Genomic DNA, 15,645 nt, shown 5'->3' with positions numbered 1-15,645 from the left:
GTCAAGTAAACGGCTAATAATAAAGGTCGTCGCTTCGCTCGCAGTGTGCTAACGTTTAAATTCCGTGATGCAGTGGTAGAAGCAATGAAGACGTTTTTCAGAACAGTTTTGTTCGGCAGCCTGATGGCCGTATGCGCAAATAGCTACGCGCTGAGCGAGTCCGAAGCCGAAGATATGGCCGATTTAACGGCAGTTTTTGTTTTTCTGAAAAATGACTGTGGATACCAGAATTTGCCAAATGGGCAGATCCGTCGCGCACTGGTCTTTTTTGCCCAGCAAAACCAGTGGGATCTGAGTAATTACGACACCTTCAACATGAAGGCGCTGGGTGAGGACAGCTATCGCGATCTCAGCGGTATCGGCATCCCAACGGCAAAAAAATGCAAAGCGCTGGCGCGTGATTCCCTGAGCCTGTTGGCTTACGTTAAATAATCCACCGCCGTTACTCTGGCTGTACCAGCGTCAGGGCCACGGATTGCGCTTTTAATTCAGCCTTTGCGCCTTGCGGTAAATTCACATCGGTAACAATATCAGTAAAGCGGCTAAGCGGCGCGACGTTAAATAACGAATGCGCGCCATACTTACTGCTATCCGCCAGTAATACCTTCCGTTGCGCATTGGCAATAATTTCTTGCTTCAGTCCCGCTTTGTCTTCCGTTGGCGTGGTCACCCCCTTGTCCATGCTCCAGGTGTTACAGCTCATAAAGGCGATATCGGGATAGACGCTACGCAACATTTTCCGTCCAAACTCACCAATGCAGGACTGACTGCTGTCATCAATGCGCCCACCAACAATCGTCACTTCTATCTGGCGGAATTCTGACAAAAACAGGGCAATATGCAGATCAACAGTAATGACGCGCAGCGGCAAATGGGTCAGACATTTTGCCAGCTCCAGCATTGTGGTACCGGCATCAAGCACCACGGCATCGCCAGCATGCACCATTGAGGCGGCAAAACGCGCAATCGCCCGTTTCTCAGCGGGCGATCGCAGTTGCTTTTCATTGGTGGTCGGCTGCGCCGCTTCAAAACGTCGCAGGGCAACACCGCCGTGGCTACGGCTGATCACGCCCTGTTCATCCAGCTTGATGAGGTCGCGTCTGATTGTTGCTGGAGAGGCGTCAACCGCCTCAACCAGTTGCTCCACGGTAACCAGCGTATGATTTTTCAAATACGCCACAATCTTATCCAGACGGTGTTGGCCTTTCATAACAGTAAATTACGCCAGTTGCATTGCCAGTTTGATCGATACGGCCATGCTCTCAGATTTTGCTTTTCCCGTCCAGGCGATATCAAATGCCGTACCGTGATCGGCTGAGGTACGAATAAACGGCAAACCTGCTGTGATATTTACCCCATCATAAAAACCAAGCAACTTAAGCGGGATATGACCCTGATCGTGATACATCGCCACCACCATGTCGTACTGGCCTTCATAAGCCTGCAAAAACACAGTATCCGGCGGGCACGGTCCGTATACATTCATCCCCTTCGCTTTCATATTCTCAATCGCAGGCCCGACAATGCGGATTTCCTCATCACCAAACAGGCCATTCTCACCGGCATGTGGATTCACCCCCGCGACGGCAATACGCGGATGCGCAAAACCGACGCGCTTCAGGAAGGTATCGGCAATGCCAATCACCGTTTCAACACGTTGCCCATTGAGCGTATCGAGAAATTTGCGCAAAGCAATATGCGTGGAAACATGGATGACTTTCAGCTTGTCGGTGTAGAGCACCATGGCGTAATCACGACTTTCCGTCAACGTTGCCAGTAGTTCCGTATGTCCGGGATAATTGTGTCCGCCAAGATGTAATGCTTCTTTATTCAACGGCGCGGTCGCAATGGCGTGCACATCGCCCTTCATCGCCAGTTCCGTCGCCCGTTTTACACAGCGATAGGCCAGATCGCCTGCCTGCGCCTGCACTGTTCCCGGGACCAGTTCGTCGGGTTGCGCCAACGGTTCATCAATCACATGAATCGTACCCGTTTCGAATCGGGCATCAGCAACCTTTTCGATTGCACGGAATGTCACCCCTTCAGCCAGCCCCTGGGCCTGTAATCGCTGCAGAGTTTGCAGGCACCCAACCACCACCAGCGGGGCGCCATTAAGGTCATCTTCACGCAGTGCTTTAACAATAATTTCCGGACCAATCCCCGCCGGATCTCCCATCGTAATCGCAATAGTTTTAGTTACCACGGTACATCTCCTCAATAAAATAAAGCGCATCACAAAGGGTCGTGTCGGAACCGAATCCACCCGCTTTGGTGATTACTGGCAAGTCATCAATCTCGCTGTTCACAAATGTTCCACACGGAATACAGGGGGCAACCTCACTTTGAATGCGATACCCTTCTGCCCCCAGCGCACTGGCGACCGCCGTAGCAATATCGCCTCCGGTCAGGAACAAACCGCCGATACGCGCCCGCTCAATAATCCGCAATGTTATCTCTCCAAGACGCCGACTCAGCAGCTCTCCCAACTGTTGCCGGCTCATCCCCAGGTTGGCGCACAGCGAGTCGATCATATTCCGGTCTTCTGCACGCCGACTGGTCCGCAAGATCGTGTGCTGTTGCTGGCTCAACTGCGCGCAAGCCTGTTCAACAACAGAGGCCATTTCCTGCTCAAATGACGATGCAGACAATCGCGCGGCATCGATTTCAACCACCGTTGCCCGGCCCTGGCACAACGCTTTTTCCACCTGACGTCGCGTTGCTTCGCTCATTGAGCCCGCCACGACCAGCACCGGTAATGCCTGCTTTTCTTGCATAAACGTTCCGGCAGGTAAGGCATTGGCAAGCCCTGCCGCCCCAACCAATAACGGCATCTGTTTTTGTTCGCAGACTGCGTGCGCGATTAGCGACAGATCTCGCTCTTCCACTGCATCCACAACCACCATGCATTCGCCTTCTGTCGCAAAAGCGCGAAGCAGCGCACTTAAGCTTCCCCGACGCACATCCGATAGCGACACCTCATGTACCGGGATATCGCTTTGCAACGCGATCAGCTCAGCAATACGAGAAGAGTGAATGGGCGTTTTTGGATCGCTGGCAAATTCCGTCTCCAACAGCGGCACGCCATGTACCAGACATAATCCATCCTGCGTGGTACGCCCGGCTGCAGGGATCGCTGCCGCAATCACGGCCAGCGTCCGACCAGCAGCACGCATCGCTGAGGTGACTTCGGCCCCGACATTGCCCCGGAAAGTAGAGTCGATTTTTTTGTATACCAGCGGTGTTACTGCTTCTTCACACCATGGCGCTAACGCCTGTTGTACAGCTGCAGCGGCCTGCATTGCAGGCATCGCCCGACTTTCGGTGTTGATGACCAGAACATCGGCGCGACGAGAGGGTTTCTGCGCAGGTGTGAGCATGACCTCCGTACGTGCGCCTTTTTTCGCCAACTGTACGCCGGTATCGTTAGACCCCGTAAAATCATCGGCGATAACGATCATTTTCATGCTTTGTTCTCCTGAACTGCCTGGCGCGCCTGCTTTTTCGCCACCCACGAGGTAAGAATTGGCGTCAGAATAGCGGTCGTGATGACTGACGCTGCGATCAACGGCGCAGCCGCAGCAGCAACCTCTGCCAGCGATGGATCGGCTTGTGCTATCGCCAACGGCGTCGCTACCGCGTTCCCTGCAGTACTGGATGCAGCAGCGCCAGCAATACCACTCCCTCCGACGAGACGGTCGGCGCGAATGTTAAAGAAGCCGCCAACAAAGGTGGTCAGCACCCCCAACAGAATGCCCGCCAGACCGCCCTGCAGCAGCATTTCCAGGTTAATACCGGCCCCAAGCGCAAAGGCAAAGAAAGGAATGAGCAACGGACCGCCTTTGGTCAGGAAGTCACGCATATTGGCATCGAGGTTACCGAGGATCATACCTACCACCAGCGGTACCAAAACCGCCACCAGCGCCATGATAGGAATATTTGCCATACCCGCCGCGCCCAATGCGATCATGGTAAAGAAAGGCCCATCATTCAGCGACAAGATAGAGATCGCACCGACATCACGTTCGTTGCCAAACTCCCCCACCAGCGCCGCATAAAGCCCGCCATTGGAGTTACTCATTGCCGCAATAATGGCGACACCGCTTAAGCCAAAGATACCTTCCGCGCCAAACAGATGTTCAACCCCGAGACCAATCGCGATGGCGACAAGTAATTTTGTCAGCGTAATCGTACCACCTTGTAACAAAGCTTGTGGCGCCGCCTTTACGCTAATCCCTGCGCCCATGCAGAGCAGGAACGCGCCGATTAGGGGAGCTGCACCATTTTTAAATAAAGCAGTGGTGAATCCACCAATCTGCAACGCCTGCGGGGCAAAAGTGTTGATAATGGCACCGATAACCAACGGCACAACCATCATGCCGCCGGGTACACGTTCTATTGCCTTCTTGATGTTCATGGTCTTCCCGCCTGTTGTTATGTTGTGATTAAATAAAATCATAACGATTATATTCAATCAAAATAAAAGCGCAAACGCGGCAGATCACAGTTTAATAATGATCAATAAAAATCAAATAATCATTTTTGTGAAAAAAAAAGCCGGGTTCGTCTCACCCGGCTTGATTGATATCTGAAATTTCTCAGGATTGATGGACAAATTCACGGTACGCCGCGACCACTTGCAGAAAATCCTCTACGCCGCAGAGCGAAAAGCTCTCTTCGTCGTAGTAGCTCATCCCCTCTTCCATTTCATCGCCTGAGAACTCAAGCTGATTGGCGCGAATCATCACCTCTTCGCCATCCAGCCAGAGCGTGTATTCATGCCCTGCTCGCAGCCAGGAGCGCTCACTGCCCTTAACCGCACGCGCCGCCTGTTCCACTTCATCAAGTAAGGCCAGGTTCTCTTTCACTTCTTCATTAAACCAGTGCCCCACCACCTCGTGGCCCATGGACATACGCACTTTTACCACTCCGGTAATATCGCGCAGAAATTCGTAATCCATAATGTCTTCCTCTGCTCCCGGCAATGCGCCAATACCGCATTGCGCCTTGCTGTAATTATCGCAGCAGCGCGGCAGAAAAAAAGCGTAGCGGGTATAAGGAATAGAAATAAAAATGCCCGGAGAAGCAGACGCCTCCGGGCATTGATGCGTTTTTACACAAAACGCGTTAGCGCATTAGACTGCGGTCTGGAAAATAACGCCGTCCGCTTTCTCGGTGTACTGAGAAAGCTGGTCGAAGTTCAGATAACGGTAGGTATCCACCGCCGTCTTATCCACCTGCGCCACATAGGTCTGATACTCTTCCGCGGTAGGCAGTTTGCCAATCAGCGCCGCAACCGCCGCCAGCTCAGCAGAAGCCAGATAGACGTTTGCCCCGGTACCTAAACGGTTCGGGAAGTTACGGGTAGAGGTCGATACCACCGTTGCGCCGTCAGCCACACGCGCCTGGTTACCCATACACAGGGAACAGCCAGGGATCTCAATACGCGCGCCGCTCTTACCAAACACGCTGTAGTAGCCTTCTTCGGTCAGTTGCGCCGCGTCCATACGGGTCGGCGGAGCCACCCACAGGCGCGTCGGCAGTTGGCCTTTGTGCGCATCCAGCAGCTTACCAGCGGCGCGGAAGTGGCCGATGTTGGTCATGCAGGAACCGATGAACACTTCGTCGATCTTCTCGCCCTGCACGTCGGACAGCAAACGCGCATCGTCCGGATCGTTCGGCGCACACAGGATCGGCTCTTTGATATCCGCCAGATCAATGTCGATCACCGCCGCGTATTCCGCGTCAGCATCGGCTTCCAGCAACTGCGGATCCGCCAACCATTTTTCCATGCCCTGCACGCGACGTTCCAGCGTACGACGATCGCCGTAGCCTTCTGCAATCATCCACTTCAGCAGCACGATGTTGGAGGTCAGGTACTCGATAATCGGTTCTTTGTTCAGCTTGATGGTACAACCGGCAGCGGAACGCTCGGCGGACGCGTCGGTCAGTTCAAACGCCTGCTCGACTTTCAGATCCGGCAGACCTTCAATTTCCAGGATGCGGCCAGAGAAGATGTTTTTCTTCCCTTTCTTCTCCACGGTCAGCAGGCCCTGTTTAATTGCATACAGCGGGATGGCGTGTACCAGATCGCGCAGAGTGATGCCTGGTTGCATTTTGCCTTTGAAGCGCACCAGAACGGATTCCGGCATATCCAGCGGCATCACGCCGGTCGCGGCAGCAAACGCCACCAGACCAGAGCCCGCCGGGAAGGAAATACCAATCGGGAAACGGGTATGGGAGTCACCGCCAGTACCGACGGTATCCGGCAGCAGCATGCGGTTCAGCCAGGAGTGGATAACGCCGTCGCCCGGACGCAGCGACACACCGCCGCGGTTCATGATGAAGTCTGGCAGCGTGTGGTGCGTGTTCACGTCCACCGGCTTCGGATACGCCGCAGTGTGACAGAAGGACTGCATCACCAGGTCAGAAGAGAAGCCCAGACACGCCAGGTCTTTTAGTTCATCACGGGTCATCGGGCCAGTGGTATCCTGGGAACCCACGGAAGTCATCTTCGGTTCGCAGTACGCGCCCGGACGGATACCTTTCACGCCGCAGGCGCGGCCAACCATTTTCTGCGCCAGAGAGAAGCCGCGGCTGCTTTCCGCCACGTCTTTCGCCTGACGGAAAACGTCTGAGTGCGGCAGACCCAGCGCTTCACGCGCTTTGGTGGTCAGGCCACGACCGATAATCAGCGGGATACGGCCGCCGGCGCGGACTTCGTCGATCAGCACGTCGGTTTTCAGTTCAAATGTCGCCAGCAGCTCACCGGTTTCGTGGTTGCGCACTTCACCGCTGTAAGGGTAAACGTCAATCACGTCGCCCATGTTCATGTTCGACACGTCGACTTCAATCGGCAGCGCGCCCGCATCTTCCATGGTGTTGAAGAAGATAGGCGCAATTTTGCCGCCGAGGCACAGACCGCCGCCGCGCTTGTTCGGCACATGCGGGATATCATCGCCCATGAACCACAGTACGGAGTTGGTCGCCGATTTACGGGAGGAACCGGTGCCGACAACATCACCGACGTAGGCCAGCGGGTAGCCTTTTTTCTGTAATGCTTCGATTTGTTTGATCGGGCCAACGACGCCCGGCTGATCCGGGTCAATGCCTTCACGGGCGTTTTTCAGCATCGCCAGGGCGTGCAGAGGGATATCCGGGCGGGACCAGGCATCCGGGGCCGGAGAGAGGTCATCGGTGTTGGTTTCACCCGTCACTTTAAAGACGGTAACGGTGATTTTTTCAGCAAGCTGAGGACGGTTCAGGAACCATTCGGCATCAGCCCAGGACTGCATTACCTGCTTCGCATATTCGTTGCCCGCTTTGGCTTTTTCTTCTACATCGTAGAAGTTATCGAACATCAGCAGCGTTGAAGAGAGCGCTTTGGCAGCAATCGGCGCCAGTTTTGCGTCGTCCAGCGCATCGATCAGCGGATGAATGTTGTAACCACCCTGCATGGTGCCCAGCAGTTCAATGGCTTTTTCTGGCGTGACCAGTGGGGAGGTGGTGTCGCCTTTCGCGACAGCAGCGAGAAAACCGGCTTTAACATATGCGGCTTCATCTACGCCAGGAGGAACGCGGTTGATCAACAGGTCTAACAGGAATTCTTCTTCGCCCACAGGCGGGGTCTTCAGCAGCTCGACAAGTGCGGCCATTTGGGTTGCGTCTAAAGGTTTGGGCACAATCCCCTGGGCAGCACGCTCAGCTACGTGCTTACGGTATTCTTCTAGCACGACGATATCTCCTCGCTCTCATTGTCATAATGCGGCGCTTTTGTTGATGGGCGATTCTCTTCACGCTCCTGTGAGACAGTAGTTAGTAGGGTAAATGCCCGGTACCGCATAAGGCACAATAACAGGATTTTCTTTAAGTGTTAATCTGTTTACAAAAAAGCAACATAAAAAATTGGCTGAATCGTTAAGAATGGTGTAGCGGCGAGGCGGGACGCATTTCAGAGGGATAAAGGGCGCCTTAAAGCGGTTGATTTTCAAGCGTGACATGCTGAATTTTCCAGCGTTTTTTTAGCCATCAGATATAATTGTGTAATAAATACTCACACTCTTTTTCCGGACCTGCCGGCTGAATCCCCAATAAAAGTCAAAACTGTCAAACACGGGTGCATGATACTCGCGGCAACAGGAACGCCTCACGGCACAGCGCTTGTCTCGTTGGAGTCATTTTATGAAGTTGCCATTAAAGCCACATCTGCTTGTTCTTCTGTGCAGTGCCGGGTTGTTTGCCGCCTCTGGCGTGATGTTCGTTAAAAGTCGCGTAACGGAACCCGCTGCGCCGGCCCCCGTCACACAACAACCTTCAACGCCAGCTCCAGCTCCCGTAGCGGCCCCTGCTCCCGTTGAGCAACCTGCGCCTGCTGCCGCGCCGACATACTCGGCTGCGCAAATCGATCAGTGGGTGGCGCCTATCGCACTCTATCCGGATTCACTGCTGTCACAAATTTTGATGGCCTCAACCTATCCGGCTAACGTCATCCAGGCTGCGCAGTGGTCAAAAGATAATCCCAAAATGCAGGGCGATGCCGCCATTCAGGCCGTTGCTGGTCAACCCTGGGATCCCAGCGTGAAATCGCTGGTTGCCTTTCCACAGTTGATGTCACTGATGGGTGAAAATCCGCCGTGGGTACAAAGCCTGGGTGACGCTTTCCTCGCGCAACCGAAAGACGTCATGGACTCCGTACAACGCCTGCGCGCACTGGCGCAACAAACCGGGGCGTTGCAATCGACACCGCAACAGACCGTCACTACTGTGACAAAAGCGGCACCGGCTAAAACCGTCACCAGCGAGTCAACAACCAGTTCTACTACCACGACCGCCACGACAAGCCCAACGATTATCAAAATTGAATCCGCCGATCCACAGGTGGTGTACGTCCCCACCTATAACCCGAACACGGTTTACGGCACCTGGCCCAATACCGCCTATCCGCCAACCTATCTGCCGCCAACGCCCGGCGAGCAGTTTGGCAACAGCTTCGTGAACGGTTTAGGCTTCAGCCTCGGTGTTGCCACAACCTATGCCATCTTCAGCAACATCGACTGGGATGATGACGATGACTGGGACCACCATCATCACGATGACTGGGATAACCATGGCGGGTATAACCGCAACGGCGATAACAACATCAATATCAACGTTGATAACTTCAATAAAATCAGCGGACAACGGCTAACCGACGCCAACCGTAACTGGCAGCACAACCCGGCCTACCGCGAGGGTGTGCCGTACCCTAATAGCCAGCTCAATAACCGCTTTCACTCCACTAATACGGCAACGGGCTTAAGCTCAACCCAGCAACGACCGGTCAACCGTGATAGCCAGCGTCAGGCAGCCCTGAGCCAGATGGAAAAATCAACGGGGAAAACATTCCCGCAAACGGCGCGTACGGGCACGAGAGACGCCCAGCGTCAGGCATCCAGTCAACAACTGAAGCAAATTTCTCAGCGTAATAACTACCGCGGTTACGATACCAAACCGCAAACGGCGCAACGGGCAAACACTCAGCAGCGTGAAAATCGCCAGGCTGCCGCCCAGCGCCAGGAGAAACGGATCACGCAACCGGCGCAGCAACGCAATATACAGCAACATAATTTTCAACAACGGACCAGCCAGCCGCGCGCCAATGCGCTGAGCGGCAATGACAGTCGCTCCGCCAGCTGGCAGGCGCAGCAGCAGCGAGGGGCCCAAAGCAGGCAGTTCGCCCGCAACCAGCCATCTCGCCAGCTATCCGGCGGTCGTGCTGAACACCGTGAATTCCGTCATCGTTAAGGGAACCGACATGAAAAATAAACTACTCAGTGGAATGGTGTTGTTCATGGTTTCGGCCACCGCGATGGCGCAGCAATCCTTCAGCACGCCAGACCAGGCTACCGATGCGCTGGCAAACGCTATTAGTGAGCAAAATGAAAGTGCGATGAACAACCTGCTCGGGGAAAACTGGCGCGAGTTTCTGCCGCCGGAAGGCGTCGATCCTGATGCGGTAGACCGCTTCCTGCGCGACTGGAAGGTTCGCCATAACACCGTTGTCGACGGTAATACCGCGCACCTGGTGGTCGGGGACAGCGACTGGCAACTGCCGATCCCGGTGGTTAAAACCACCTCTGGCTGGCAATTTGATATTAAGGAAGCGGCCGAAGAGATCCTGACCCGAGAGATTGGGCGCAACGAACTCGCTGCCATCGAGGCGTTACATGCCTACGTCGATGCTCAGCAAAGCTACTTTGCGATGAACCAGACGTACGCACAAAAGATTGTCAGCTCTGAAGGGAAAAAAGATGGTCTGTACTGGCCCGTTTCACCCGGTGAAGCGCCTAGCCCGCTTGGACCAGCCTTCAGTCCGCAGGAACCCGGTACAGGCTATCACGGTTATCATTTCCGTATTCTTCCCGACAAAACCAGCGGCTTTGCGATGGTTGCCTGGCCCGTTAGCTACGATCATACTGGCGTGATGAGCTTTATGGTTAACGGTGATGACAAGGTCTATCAGGCGGATCTTGGCGAGGAGTCGCAGCAAAAAGCACAGGCGTTAACCGCCTACCACCTGGATAAAACCTGGCAGCCTGTCGCGCCCTGAATCCCCAGAGTCGAAGGATGAGTTGCCGGGTAAGCGTAGCCCCCGGCAACTCGCAACAAATTACAGGATGTTAGCGACAGATTTCGCCAGTTGCGCTTCCAGAACCGGCTTCGCTTCTTCGAACTTCAGGTTTACCTTATTCGCATTTGAAACAACACGAGTCTGGTATTTTGCGCGATCGCCTTGCGCAGTGCTGGTTTGCAGCTTGATGCCAGACGTCCCCTGACGCAGCGCGGCAACGTTATCTGTTGTCACTTTCGCTTTGCTGCGCTCGGAGATTTGCAGGTCAGTGACCATGGTGTAGTTTACGTCTTCCACCATCGCATCAGCAGCCATACCGATCAGTCCCGCTGCCAGGCCAACGCCCAACGCCGCGCCGGAGGAGTTACTGTTATAGGCGGTAATCCCCGCGCCTAAAGCTGCCCCCATCGCCGCCCCTTCATAACCGGTCTTCAGGAAGCCCTGAGCTTCGCGCAGATCCATTTTGTCCGCTTTCAGTACGTTCGCCTGCACCCAGTAGTAAGCGTTATCCGGCGAACTGGTCACTTTATAGCCCTTAGCCGACAGGTCATTTGCCAGCAGGGTTTGCAGATTGCTCATGTCTTTATCGGAAGTGTTTTTCACCTGAATGTAGACGGTCTTCTCGCTGGAAGGCTCCAGCCAGATGGTCTCACTCATCTGCGTTTTCACTTCAAGATTACGTTTTTTAACGGCGGTGGTCATGGCGCCACACCCGGTCAGGGTCATTGTCGCGACAACCATGCCAACAACCGCGATTTTTTTTAAAGACATGTTTTTTCCTTTTTTCGTGTAATAAAGAGTCCAGAGCCTCTTAAGCGCGCGGCCAGTAGCCACACAATGGCGAAAAAAGTATCGGCAGTTGCGCAATTTTTTTTAGCGGAAATATCAATAAGATGACTACCAGAACTGGTAGTTTGGGATTGGCGTCACTGCCCAGACGCTCACGTCAGCGAAGATGTGTCTGACGTGAGCGGGAGCGTTAATTCTGATGCGGCATTAATTCAGGATAACCTTTAAACGCTGGCTTAGTGCTGGTAAGTGCTACTTCATCAGCCCGAATGCTGCCAGAGTTTGTTGCCCATACACCTTCCTGTGTCTGGCTAATCTGCTGATGTAGCGCATTCAAATTTTGTCCCATTGCCGCAATATGCGTGCTTTCGGTACCACCGCTGTTGGTAGCCCATGGGATGACGGCATCCTGCGCCAGCGCCATGCCGGAAATAAACACGGTAGTCATTACTGCTGCTTTGAAAAAACGTTTCATCATTTCCCCTCTCAATTTGTTATCACGCTATTAGTTTAGAGGGTTATTAGTTTCATCTAATGACAAGATAAGGTGATTTATTTCTTGTGAAACAGGAAGTTGATTTGGAATGCCGATTTCATGCGGTTCGGGCGCATCGTGCAGTACGGGAAAAAACATTTTCTGGCAATTCGGCTATTCACCTTAATTTTTGCCAAATTTTGACACTATTTTGTAACAAACACATAAAAAAAGCGGCTATTCAGCCGCTTTTTATCATTTCGGAAAAATTACTTTTTCTTCGCTTTCGGGTTCGGCAAGTCGGTGATGCTACCTTCGAACACTTCGGCAGCCAGACCGACGGACTCGTGCAGCGTCGGGTGCGCGTGGATGGTCAGCGCGATGTCTTCAGCGTCACAACCCATTTCGATCGCCAGACCGATTTCACCCAGCAGCTCGCCGCCGTTGGTACCGACAATCGCCCCACCGATCACACGGTGAGATTCTTTGTCGAAAATCAGTTTGGTCATACCGTCTGCGCAGTCAGAAGCGATAGCACGGCCCGAGGCAGCCCACGGGAAGGTGGCGGTTTCGTAGCTAATGCCTTTTTCTTTCGCTTCTTTCTCAGTCAGGCCAACCCATGCAACTTCTGGTTCAGTGTACGCGATGGATGGGATAACTTTCGGATCGAAGTAGTGTTTCTTACCGGCGATAACTTCAGCGGCAACGTGACCTTCGTGAACACCTTTATGCGCCAGCATCGGCTGACCGACGATATCGCCGATAGCAAAGATGTGCGGCACGTTGGTGCGCAGCTGTTTGTCAACGCGGATGAAGCCACGGTCGTCAACTTCCACGCCAGCTTTGCCCGCATCGAGGTTTTTGCCGTTCGGTACACGACCGATAGCCACCAGCACGGCATCGTAACGCTGTGCTTCAGCAGGCGCTTTTTTGCCTTCCATGGAAACGTAGATACCGTCTTCTTTCGCTTCAACGGCGGTCACTTTGGTTTCCAGCATCAGGTTGAATTTCTTGCTGATGCGCTTGGTGAAGACTTTAACCACGTCTTTATCGGCAGCCGGGATAACCTGATCGAACATTTCAACTACGTCGATCTCTGAACCCAGCGCATGGTACACGGTACCCATTTCCAGACCGATGATACCGCCGCCCATAACCAGCAGGCGCTTAGGAACCGTTTTCAGTTCCAGCGCGTCAGTGGAGTCCCACACGCGCGGATCTTCATGCGGAATGAACGGCAGTTCGATCGGACGGGAACCCGCCGCGATGATCGCGTTGTCAAAGTTGATCACGGTTTTGCCGTTTTCGCCTTCAACTTCCAGGGTGTTCGCCCCGGTAAATTTACCCAGACCGTTAACCACTTTCACTTTACGGCCTTTAGCCATACCAGCCAGACCGCCGGTCAGTTGAGTGATAACTTTTTCTTTCCAGGTACGAATCTTGTCGATATCGGTTTTCGGCTCGCCAAAAACGATACCGTGTTCAGCCAACGCTTTGGCTTCTTCGATAACTTTAGCTACGTGCAGCAGCGCTTTAGAAGGGATACAGCCGACGTTCAGACAAACACCGCCGAGGGTGCTGTAACGTTCTACGATGACGGTCTCCAGACCTAAATCTGCGCAACGGAAGGCAGCAGAGTAACCTGCAGGGCCTGCCCCAAGTACCACGACCTGAGTTTTGATTTCAGTGCTCATCATGACCTCTTAATTTATACCCGTCGTCCACCGGGTCGTTCTATCCGCCCGTATTTTACAAAATTGTTAACAATTTTGAAACAACAAACGGCAACCGATTTGTCTTTCGCACAATAACCTCACTGACTTCATGAGATTACCAGAAAAAAGCCGGCCGTCGGGCCGGCTTTTTCGCTTACATCACCAGGCGGCGAATGTCAGACAGCATGTTGTTGATGATGGTGATAAAGCGCGCACCATCCGCACCGTCGATTACGCGGTGGTCAAAGGAGAGCGAAATCGGCATCATCAGACGCGGCATAAACTCTTTACCGTTCCACACTGGCTCCATTGCGGACTTGGAGACACCGAGGATCGCCACTTCCGGCGCGTTAACAATCGGCGCGAAGTGGGTAGTACCCAGGCCACCGATGCTGGAGATGGTGAAGCAACCGCCCTGCATTTCGCCAGCAGTCAGCTTGCCATCACGCGCTTTTTTGGAGATGGTGGTCAGCTCACGAGACAGCTCGGTAATGCTCTTCTTGTTCACGTCTTTGAAGACCGGAACAACCAGACCATTCGGCGTATCAACCGCAACACCGATGTTGATGTATTTCTTCAGGGTCAGACGCTGACCATCTTCGGACAGAGAGCTGTTGAAGCGCGGCATCTGTTCCAGAGCGGCGGCAACGGCTTTCATGATGAAGACCACTGGGGTGAATTTCACGTCCAGTTTACGTTTTTCAGCTTCGGCGTTCTGCTGTTTACGGAACGCTTCCAGATCGGTGATATCGGTCTTATCAAAGTGCGTAACGTGCGGGATCATCACCCAGTTACGGCTCAGGTTCGCCCCAGAAATTTTCTGGATACGGCCCAGTTCCACTTCTTCGATTTCACCAAACTTGCTGAAGTCCACTTTCGGCCAGGGCAGCATGCCCGGGATACCGCCGCCAGCAGATGCTGCCGGTGCAGACTCGGCGCGTTTAACCGCGTCTTTCACGTAAGCCTGAACGTCTTCACGCAGGATACGACCTTTACGACCGGTACCTTTCACTTTCGCCAGGTTCACACCAAACTCGCGCGCCAGGCGGCGAATCAGCGGAGTCGCGTGGACGTAAGCGTCGTTTTCAGCGAAGTCAGATTTACCTTCCGCTTTTGCAGCTGGAGCTGCTGGCTTCTCAGCTTTCGCCGCCGGAGCCGGAGCCGCCGCTTCTTGTTTAGCCGGAGCGGCCGCAGGCGCTGCGCCTTCAACTTCGAAGACCATAATCAGAGAACCGGTTTTCACTTTGTCGCCGGTGCTGATTTTGATTTCTTTCACGGTGCCCGCGAACGGCGCCGGAACTTCCATTGACGCTTTGTCGCCTTCAACGGTGATCAGTGATTGTTCTGCGGCAATTTTATCGCCCACTTTAACCATCACTTCAGTGACTTCAACTTCATCACCACCGATGTCCGGCACGTTAACTTCTTTCGAGCCAGTGGCTGCCGGAGCCGGAGCTGCTGCTGGAGCCGCTTCAGCTTTCGCTGGGGCAGCCGCGCCAGCTTCGCCTGCTACTTCAAAGATCATAATCAGGGAGCCGGTAGACACTTTGTCGCCGGTGCTGATTTTGATTTCTTTCACGGTGCCTGCGAACGGCGCCGGAACTTCCATAGAGGCTTTGTCGCCTTCAACGGTGATCAGAGACTGCTCAGCCGCAACGGTGTCGCCCACTTTAACCATCACTTCGGTCACTTCGACTTCGTCGCCGCCGATGTCCGGTACGTGTACTTCTTTCGCCGCTGCCGCAGCAGGTGCTGCTGCCGGAGCCGCTTCTTTCTTCTCTTCTGCCGGAGCAGGTGCAGCAGCTGCTGCACCGTCGGCGGAATCGAAAATCATGATCAGTTTGCCGGTCTCAGTTTTATCGCCAACAGAGACTTTGATCTCTTTAACGATACCAGCCTGAGGAGACGGAACTTCCATAGAGGCTTTGTCGCCTTCTACGGTGATCAGCGACTGTTCAGCTTCAACTTTGTCGCCCACTTTGACCAGGATCTCGGTGATTTCAACTTCATCAGCCCCGATGTCCGGTACATTGATTTCGATAGCCATTATTCTTTTACCT

At 53.8% G+C, this 15,645-nt stretch carries 13 protein-coding genes; 3 read left to right on the top strand and 10 right to left on the bottom strand.

Annotated elements, in window-relative coordinates:
- The first annotated feature begins 84 nt into the window (after nucleotides 1-84).
- Nucleotides 85-432 carry a YacC family pilotin-like protein gene (locus JSN25_RS09205; protein ID WP_003018667.1) on the top strand — a complete coding sequence of 116 codons (348 nt, stop codon included), beginning with the start codon at nucleotides 85-87 and terminating at the stop codon, nucleotides 430-432.
- 10 nt (nucleotides 433-442) lie between these two features.
- Here the strand turns inward: JSN25_RS09205 and JSN25_RS09200 are convergent, their stop codons facing one another.
- The 6 genes from JSN25_RS09200 to acnB all read right to left on the bottom strand — a co-directional run bounded on the left by JSN25_RS09200 (nucleotide 443) and on the right by acnB (nucleotide 7,730).
- Nucleotides 443-1,210 carry a DeoR/GlpR family DNA-binding transcription regulator gene (locus JSN25_RS09200; RefSeq protein WP_038637298.1) on the bottom strand — a complete coding sequence of 256 codons (768 nt, stop codon included), beginning with the start codon at nucleotides 1,208-1,210 and terminating at the stop codon, nucleotides 443-445.
- A gap of 9 nt (nucleotides 1,211-1,219) precedes the next feature.
- Nucleotides 1,220-2,203 (bottom strand): D-threonate 4-phosphate dehydrogenase, encoded by a 984-nt coding sequence (locus tag JSN25_RS09195; RefSeq protein WP_204525646.1) that lies wholly within the window; start codon nucleotides 2,201-2,203, stop codon nucleotides 1,220-1,222.
- Nucleotides 2,193-3,464 (bottom strand): D-threonate kinase, encoded by a 1,272-nt coding sequence (gene dtnK / locus JSN25_RS09190; protein ID WP_085048297.1) that lies wholly within the window; start codon nucleotides 3,462-3,464, stop codon nucleotides 2,193-2,195. Before dtnK ends, JSN25_RS09195 begins: the two co-directional genes overlap by 11 nt.
- Nucleotides 3,461-4,414 carry a 2-keto-3-deoxygluconate permease 1 gene (locus tag JSN25_RS09185; RefSeq protein ID WP_038637287.1) on the bottom strand — a complete coding sequence of 318 codons (954 nt, stop codon included), beginning with the start codon at nucleotides 4,412-4,414 and terminating at the stop codon, nucleotides 3,461-3,463. The genes dtnK and JSN25_RS09185 overlap by 4 nt, the downstream gene beginning before the upstream one ends.
- Before the next feature lie 181 nt (nucleotides 4,415-4,595).
- Nucleotides 4,596-4,958, bottom strand: coding sequence for a protein YacL (gene yacL / locus JSN25_RS09180; protein ID WP_204525645.1), 363 nt, complete (start codon nucleotides 4,956-4,958; stop codon nucleotides 4,596-4,598).
- Between the two features lie 174 nt (nucleotides 4,959-5,132).
- On the bottom strand, nucleotides 5,133-7,730 hold the full coding sequence (acnB, locus tag JSN25_RS09175; protein ID WP_069324043.1) for a bifunctional aconitate hydratase 2/2-methylisocitrate dehydratase: 2,598 nt from the start codon (nucleotides 7,728-7,730) through the stop codon (nucleotides 5,133-5,135).
- Nucleotides 7,731-8,178: 448 nt separating this feature from the next.
- Between acnB and JSN25_RS09170 the strand changes: the two genes are divergently transcribed.
- Together JSN25_RS09170 and JSN25_RS09165 are read left to right on the top strand one after the other, a co-directional pair.
- The gene (locus tag JSN25_RS09170; RefSeq protein ID WP_160955685.1) at nucleotides 8,179-9,780 is read left to right on the top strand and encodes a DUF3300 domain-containing protein; all 1,602 of its coding nucleotides are present in this window, start codon (nucleotides 8,179-8,181) and stop codon (nucleotides 9,778-9,780) included.
- Nucleotides 9,781-9,790: 10 nt separating this feature from the next.
- A complete protein-coding gene (locus tag JSN25_RS09165; protein ID WP_085048301.1) occupies nucleotides 9,791-10,585 on the top strand; it encodes a DUF2950 family protein in 795 nt (264 codons plus the stop codon).
- Nucleotides 10,586-10,645: 60 nt separating this feature from the next.
- On the opposite strand, the gene traT is transcribed toward JSN25_RS09165, so the two are convergent.
- The 4 genes from traT to aceF form a co-directional block, all read right to left on the bottom strand.
- Nucleotides 10,646-11,377: a conjugal transfer complement resistance protein TraT gene (gene traT, locus JSN25_RS09160; RefSeq protein WP_038637274.1), complete on the bottom strand. Its 732-nt coding sequence runs from the start codon at nucleotides 11,375-11,377 to the stop codon at nucleotides 10,646-10,648.
- Nucleotides 11,378-11,585: 208 nt separating this feature from the next.
- The gene (locus JSN25_RS09155) at nucleotides 11,586-11,870 is read right to left on the bottom strand and encodes a hypothetical protein (protein WP_087857670.1); all 285 of its coding nucleotides are present in this window, start codon (nucleotides 11,868-11,870) and stop codon (nucleotides 11,586-11,588) included.
- Between the two features lie 269 nt (nucleotides 11,871-12,139).
- On the bottom strand, nucleotides 12,140-13,564 hold the full coding sequence (gene lpdA, locus JSN25_RS09150; protein ID WP_003018686.1) for a dihydrolipoyl dehydrogenase: 1,425 nt from the start codon (nucleotides 13,562-13,564) through the stop codon (nucleotides 12,140-12,142).
- A gap of 175 nt (nucleotides 13,565-13,739) precedes the next feature.
- Nucleotides 13,740-15,632: a pyruvate dehydrogenase complex dihydrolipoyllysine-residue acetyltransferase gene (gene aceF / locus JSN25_RS09145; RefSeq protein WP_087857668.1), complete on the bottom strand. Its 1,893-nt coding sequence runs from the start codon at nucleotides 15,630-15,632 to the stop codon at nucleotides 13,740-13,742.
- Nucleotides 15,633-15,645: the final 13 nt, after the last annotated feature.

Origin of the sequence: Citrobacter cronae (genome assembly GCF_016893685.1) — a bacterium.
Lineage (GTDB): Bacteria > Pseudomonadota > Gammaproteobacteria > Enterobacterales > Enterobacteriaceae > Citrobacter > Citrobacter werkmanii.
This window is presented reverse-complemented; position numbering and strand designations above follow the sequence as displayed.

Excerpts from the sequence above, each read along its gene's own strand:
- JSN25_RS09185 (WP_038637287.1), bottom strand. The coding sequence starts at position 4,414 with ATGAACATCAAGAAGGCAATAGAACGTGTACCCGGCGGCATGATGGTT.
- JSN25_RS09155 (WP_087857670.1), bottom strand. The coding sequence starts at position 11,870 with ATGAAACGTTTTTTCAAAGCAGCAGTAATGACTACCGTGTTTATTTCC.
- lpdA (WP_003018686.1), bottom strand. The coding sequence starts at position 13,564 with ATGAGCACTGAAATCAAAACTCAGGTCGTGGTACTTGGGGCAGGCCCT.
- traT (WP_038637274.1), bottom strand. The coding sequence starts at position 11,377 with ATGTCTTTAAAAAAAATCGCGGTTGTTGGCATGGTTGTCGCGACAATG.
- aceF (WP_087857668.1), bottom strand. The coding sequence starts at position 15,632 with ATGGCTATCGAAATCAATGTACCGGACATCGGGGCTGATGAAGTTGAA.
- JSN25_RS09165 (WP_085048301.1), top strand. The coding sequence starts at position 9,791 with ATGAAAAATAAACTACTCAGTGGAATGGTGTTGTTCATGGTTTCGGCC.
- JSN25_RS09205 (WP_003018667.1), top strand. The coding sequence starts at position 85 with ATGAAGACGTTTTTCAGAACAGTTTTGTTCGGCAGCCTGATGGCCGTA.
- JSN25_RS09170 (WP_160955685.1), top strand. The coding sequence starts at position 8,179 with ATGAAGTTGCCATTAAAGCCACATCTGCTTGTTCTTCTGTGCAGTGCC.
- yacL (WP_204525645.1), bottom strand. The coding sequence starts at position 4,958 with ATGGATTACGAATTTCTGCGCGATATTACCGGAGTGGTAAAAGTGCGT.
- JSN25_RS09200 (WP_038637298.1), bottom strand. The coding sequence starts at position 1,210 with ATGAAAGGCCAACACCGTCTGGATAAGATTGTGGCGTATTTGAAAAAT.
- dtnK (WP_085048297.1), bottom strand. The coding sequence starts at position 3,464 with ATGAAAATGATCGTTATCGCCGATGATTTTACGGGGTCTAACGATACC.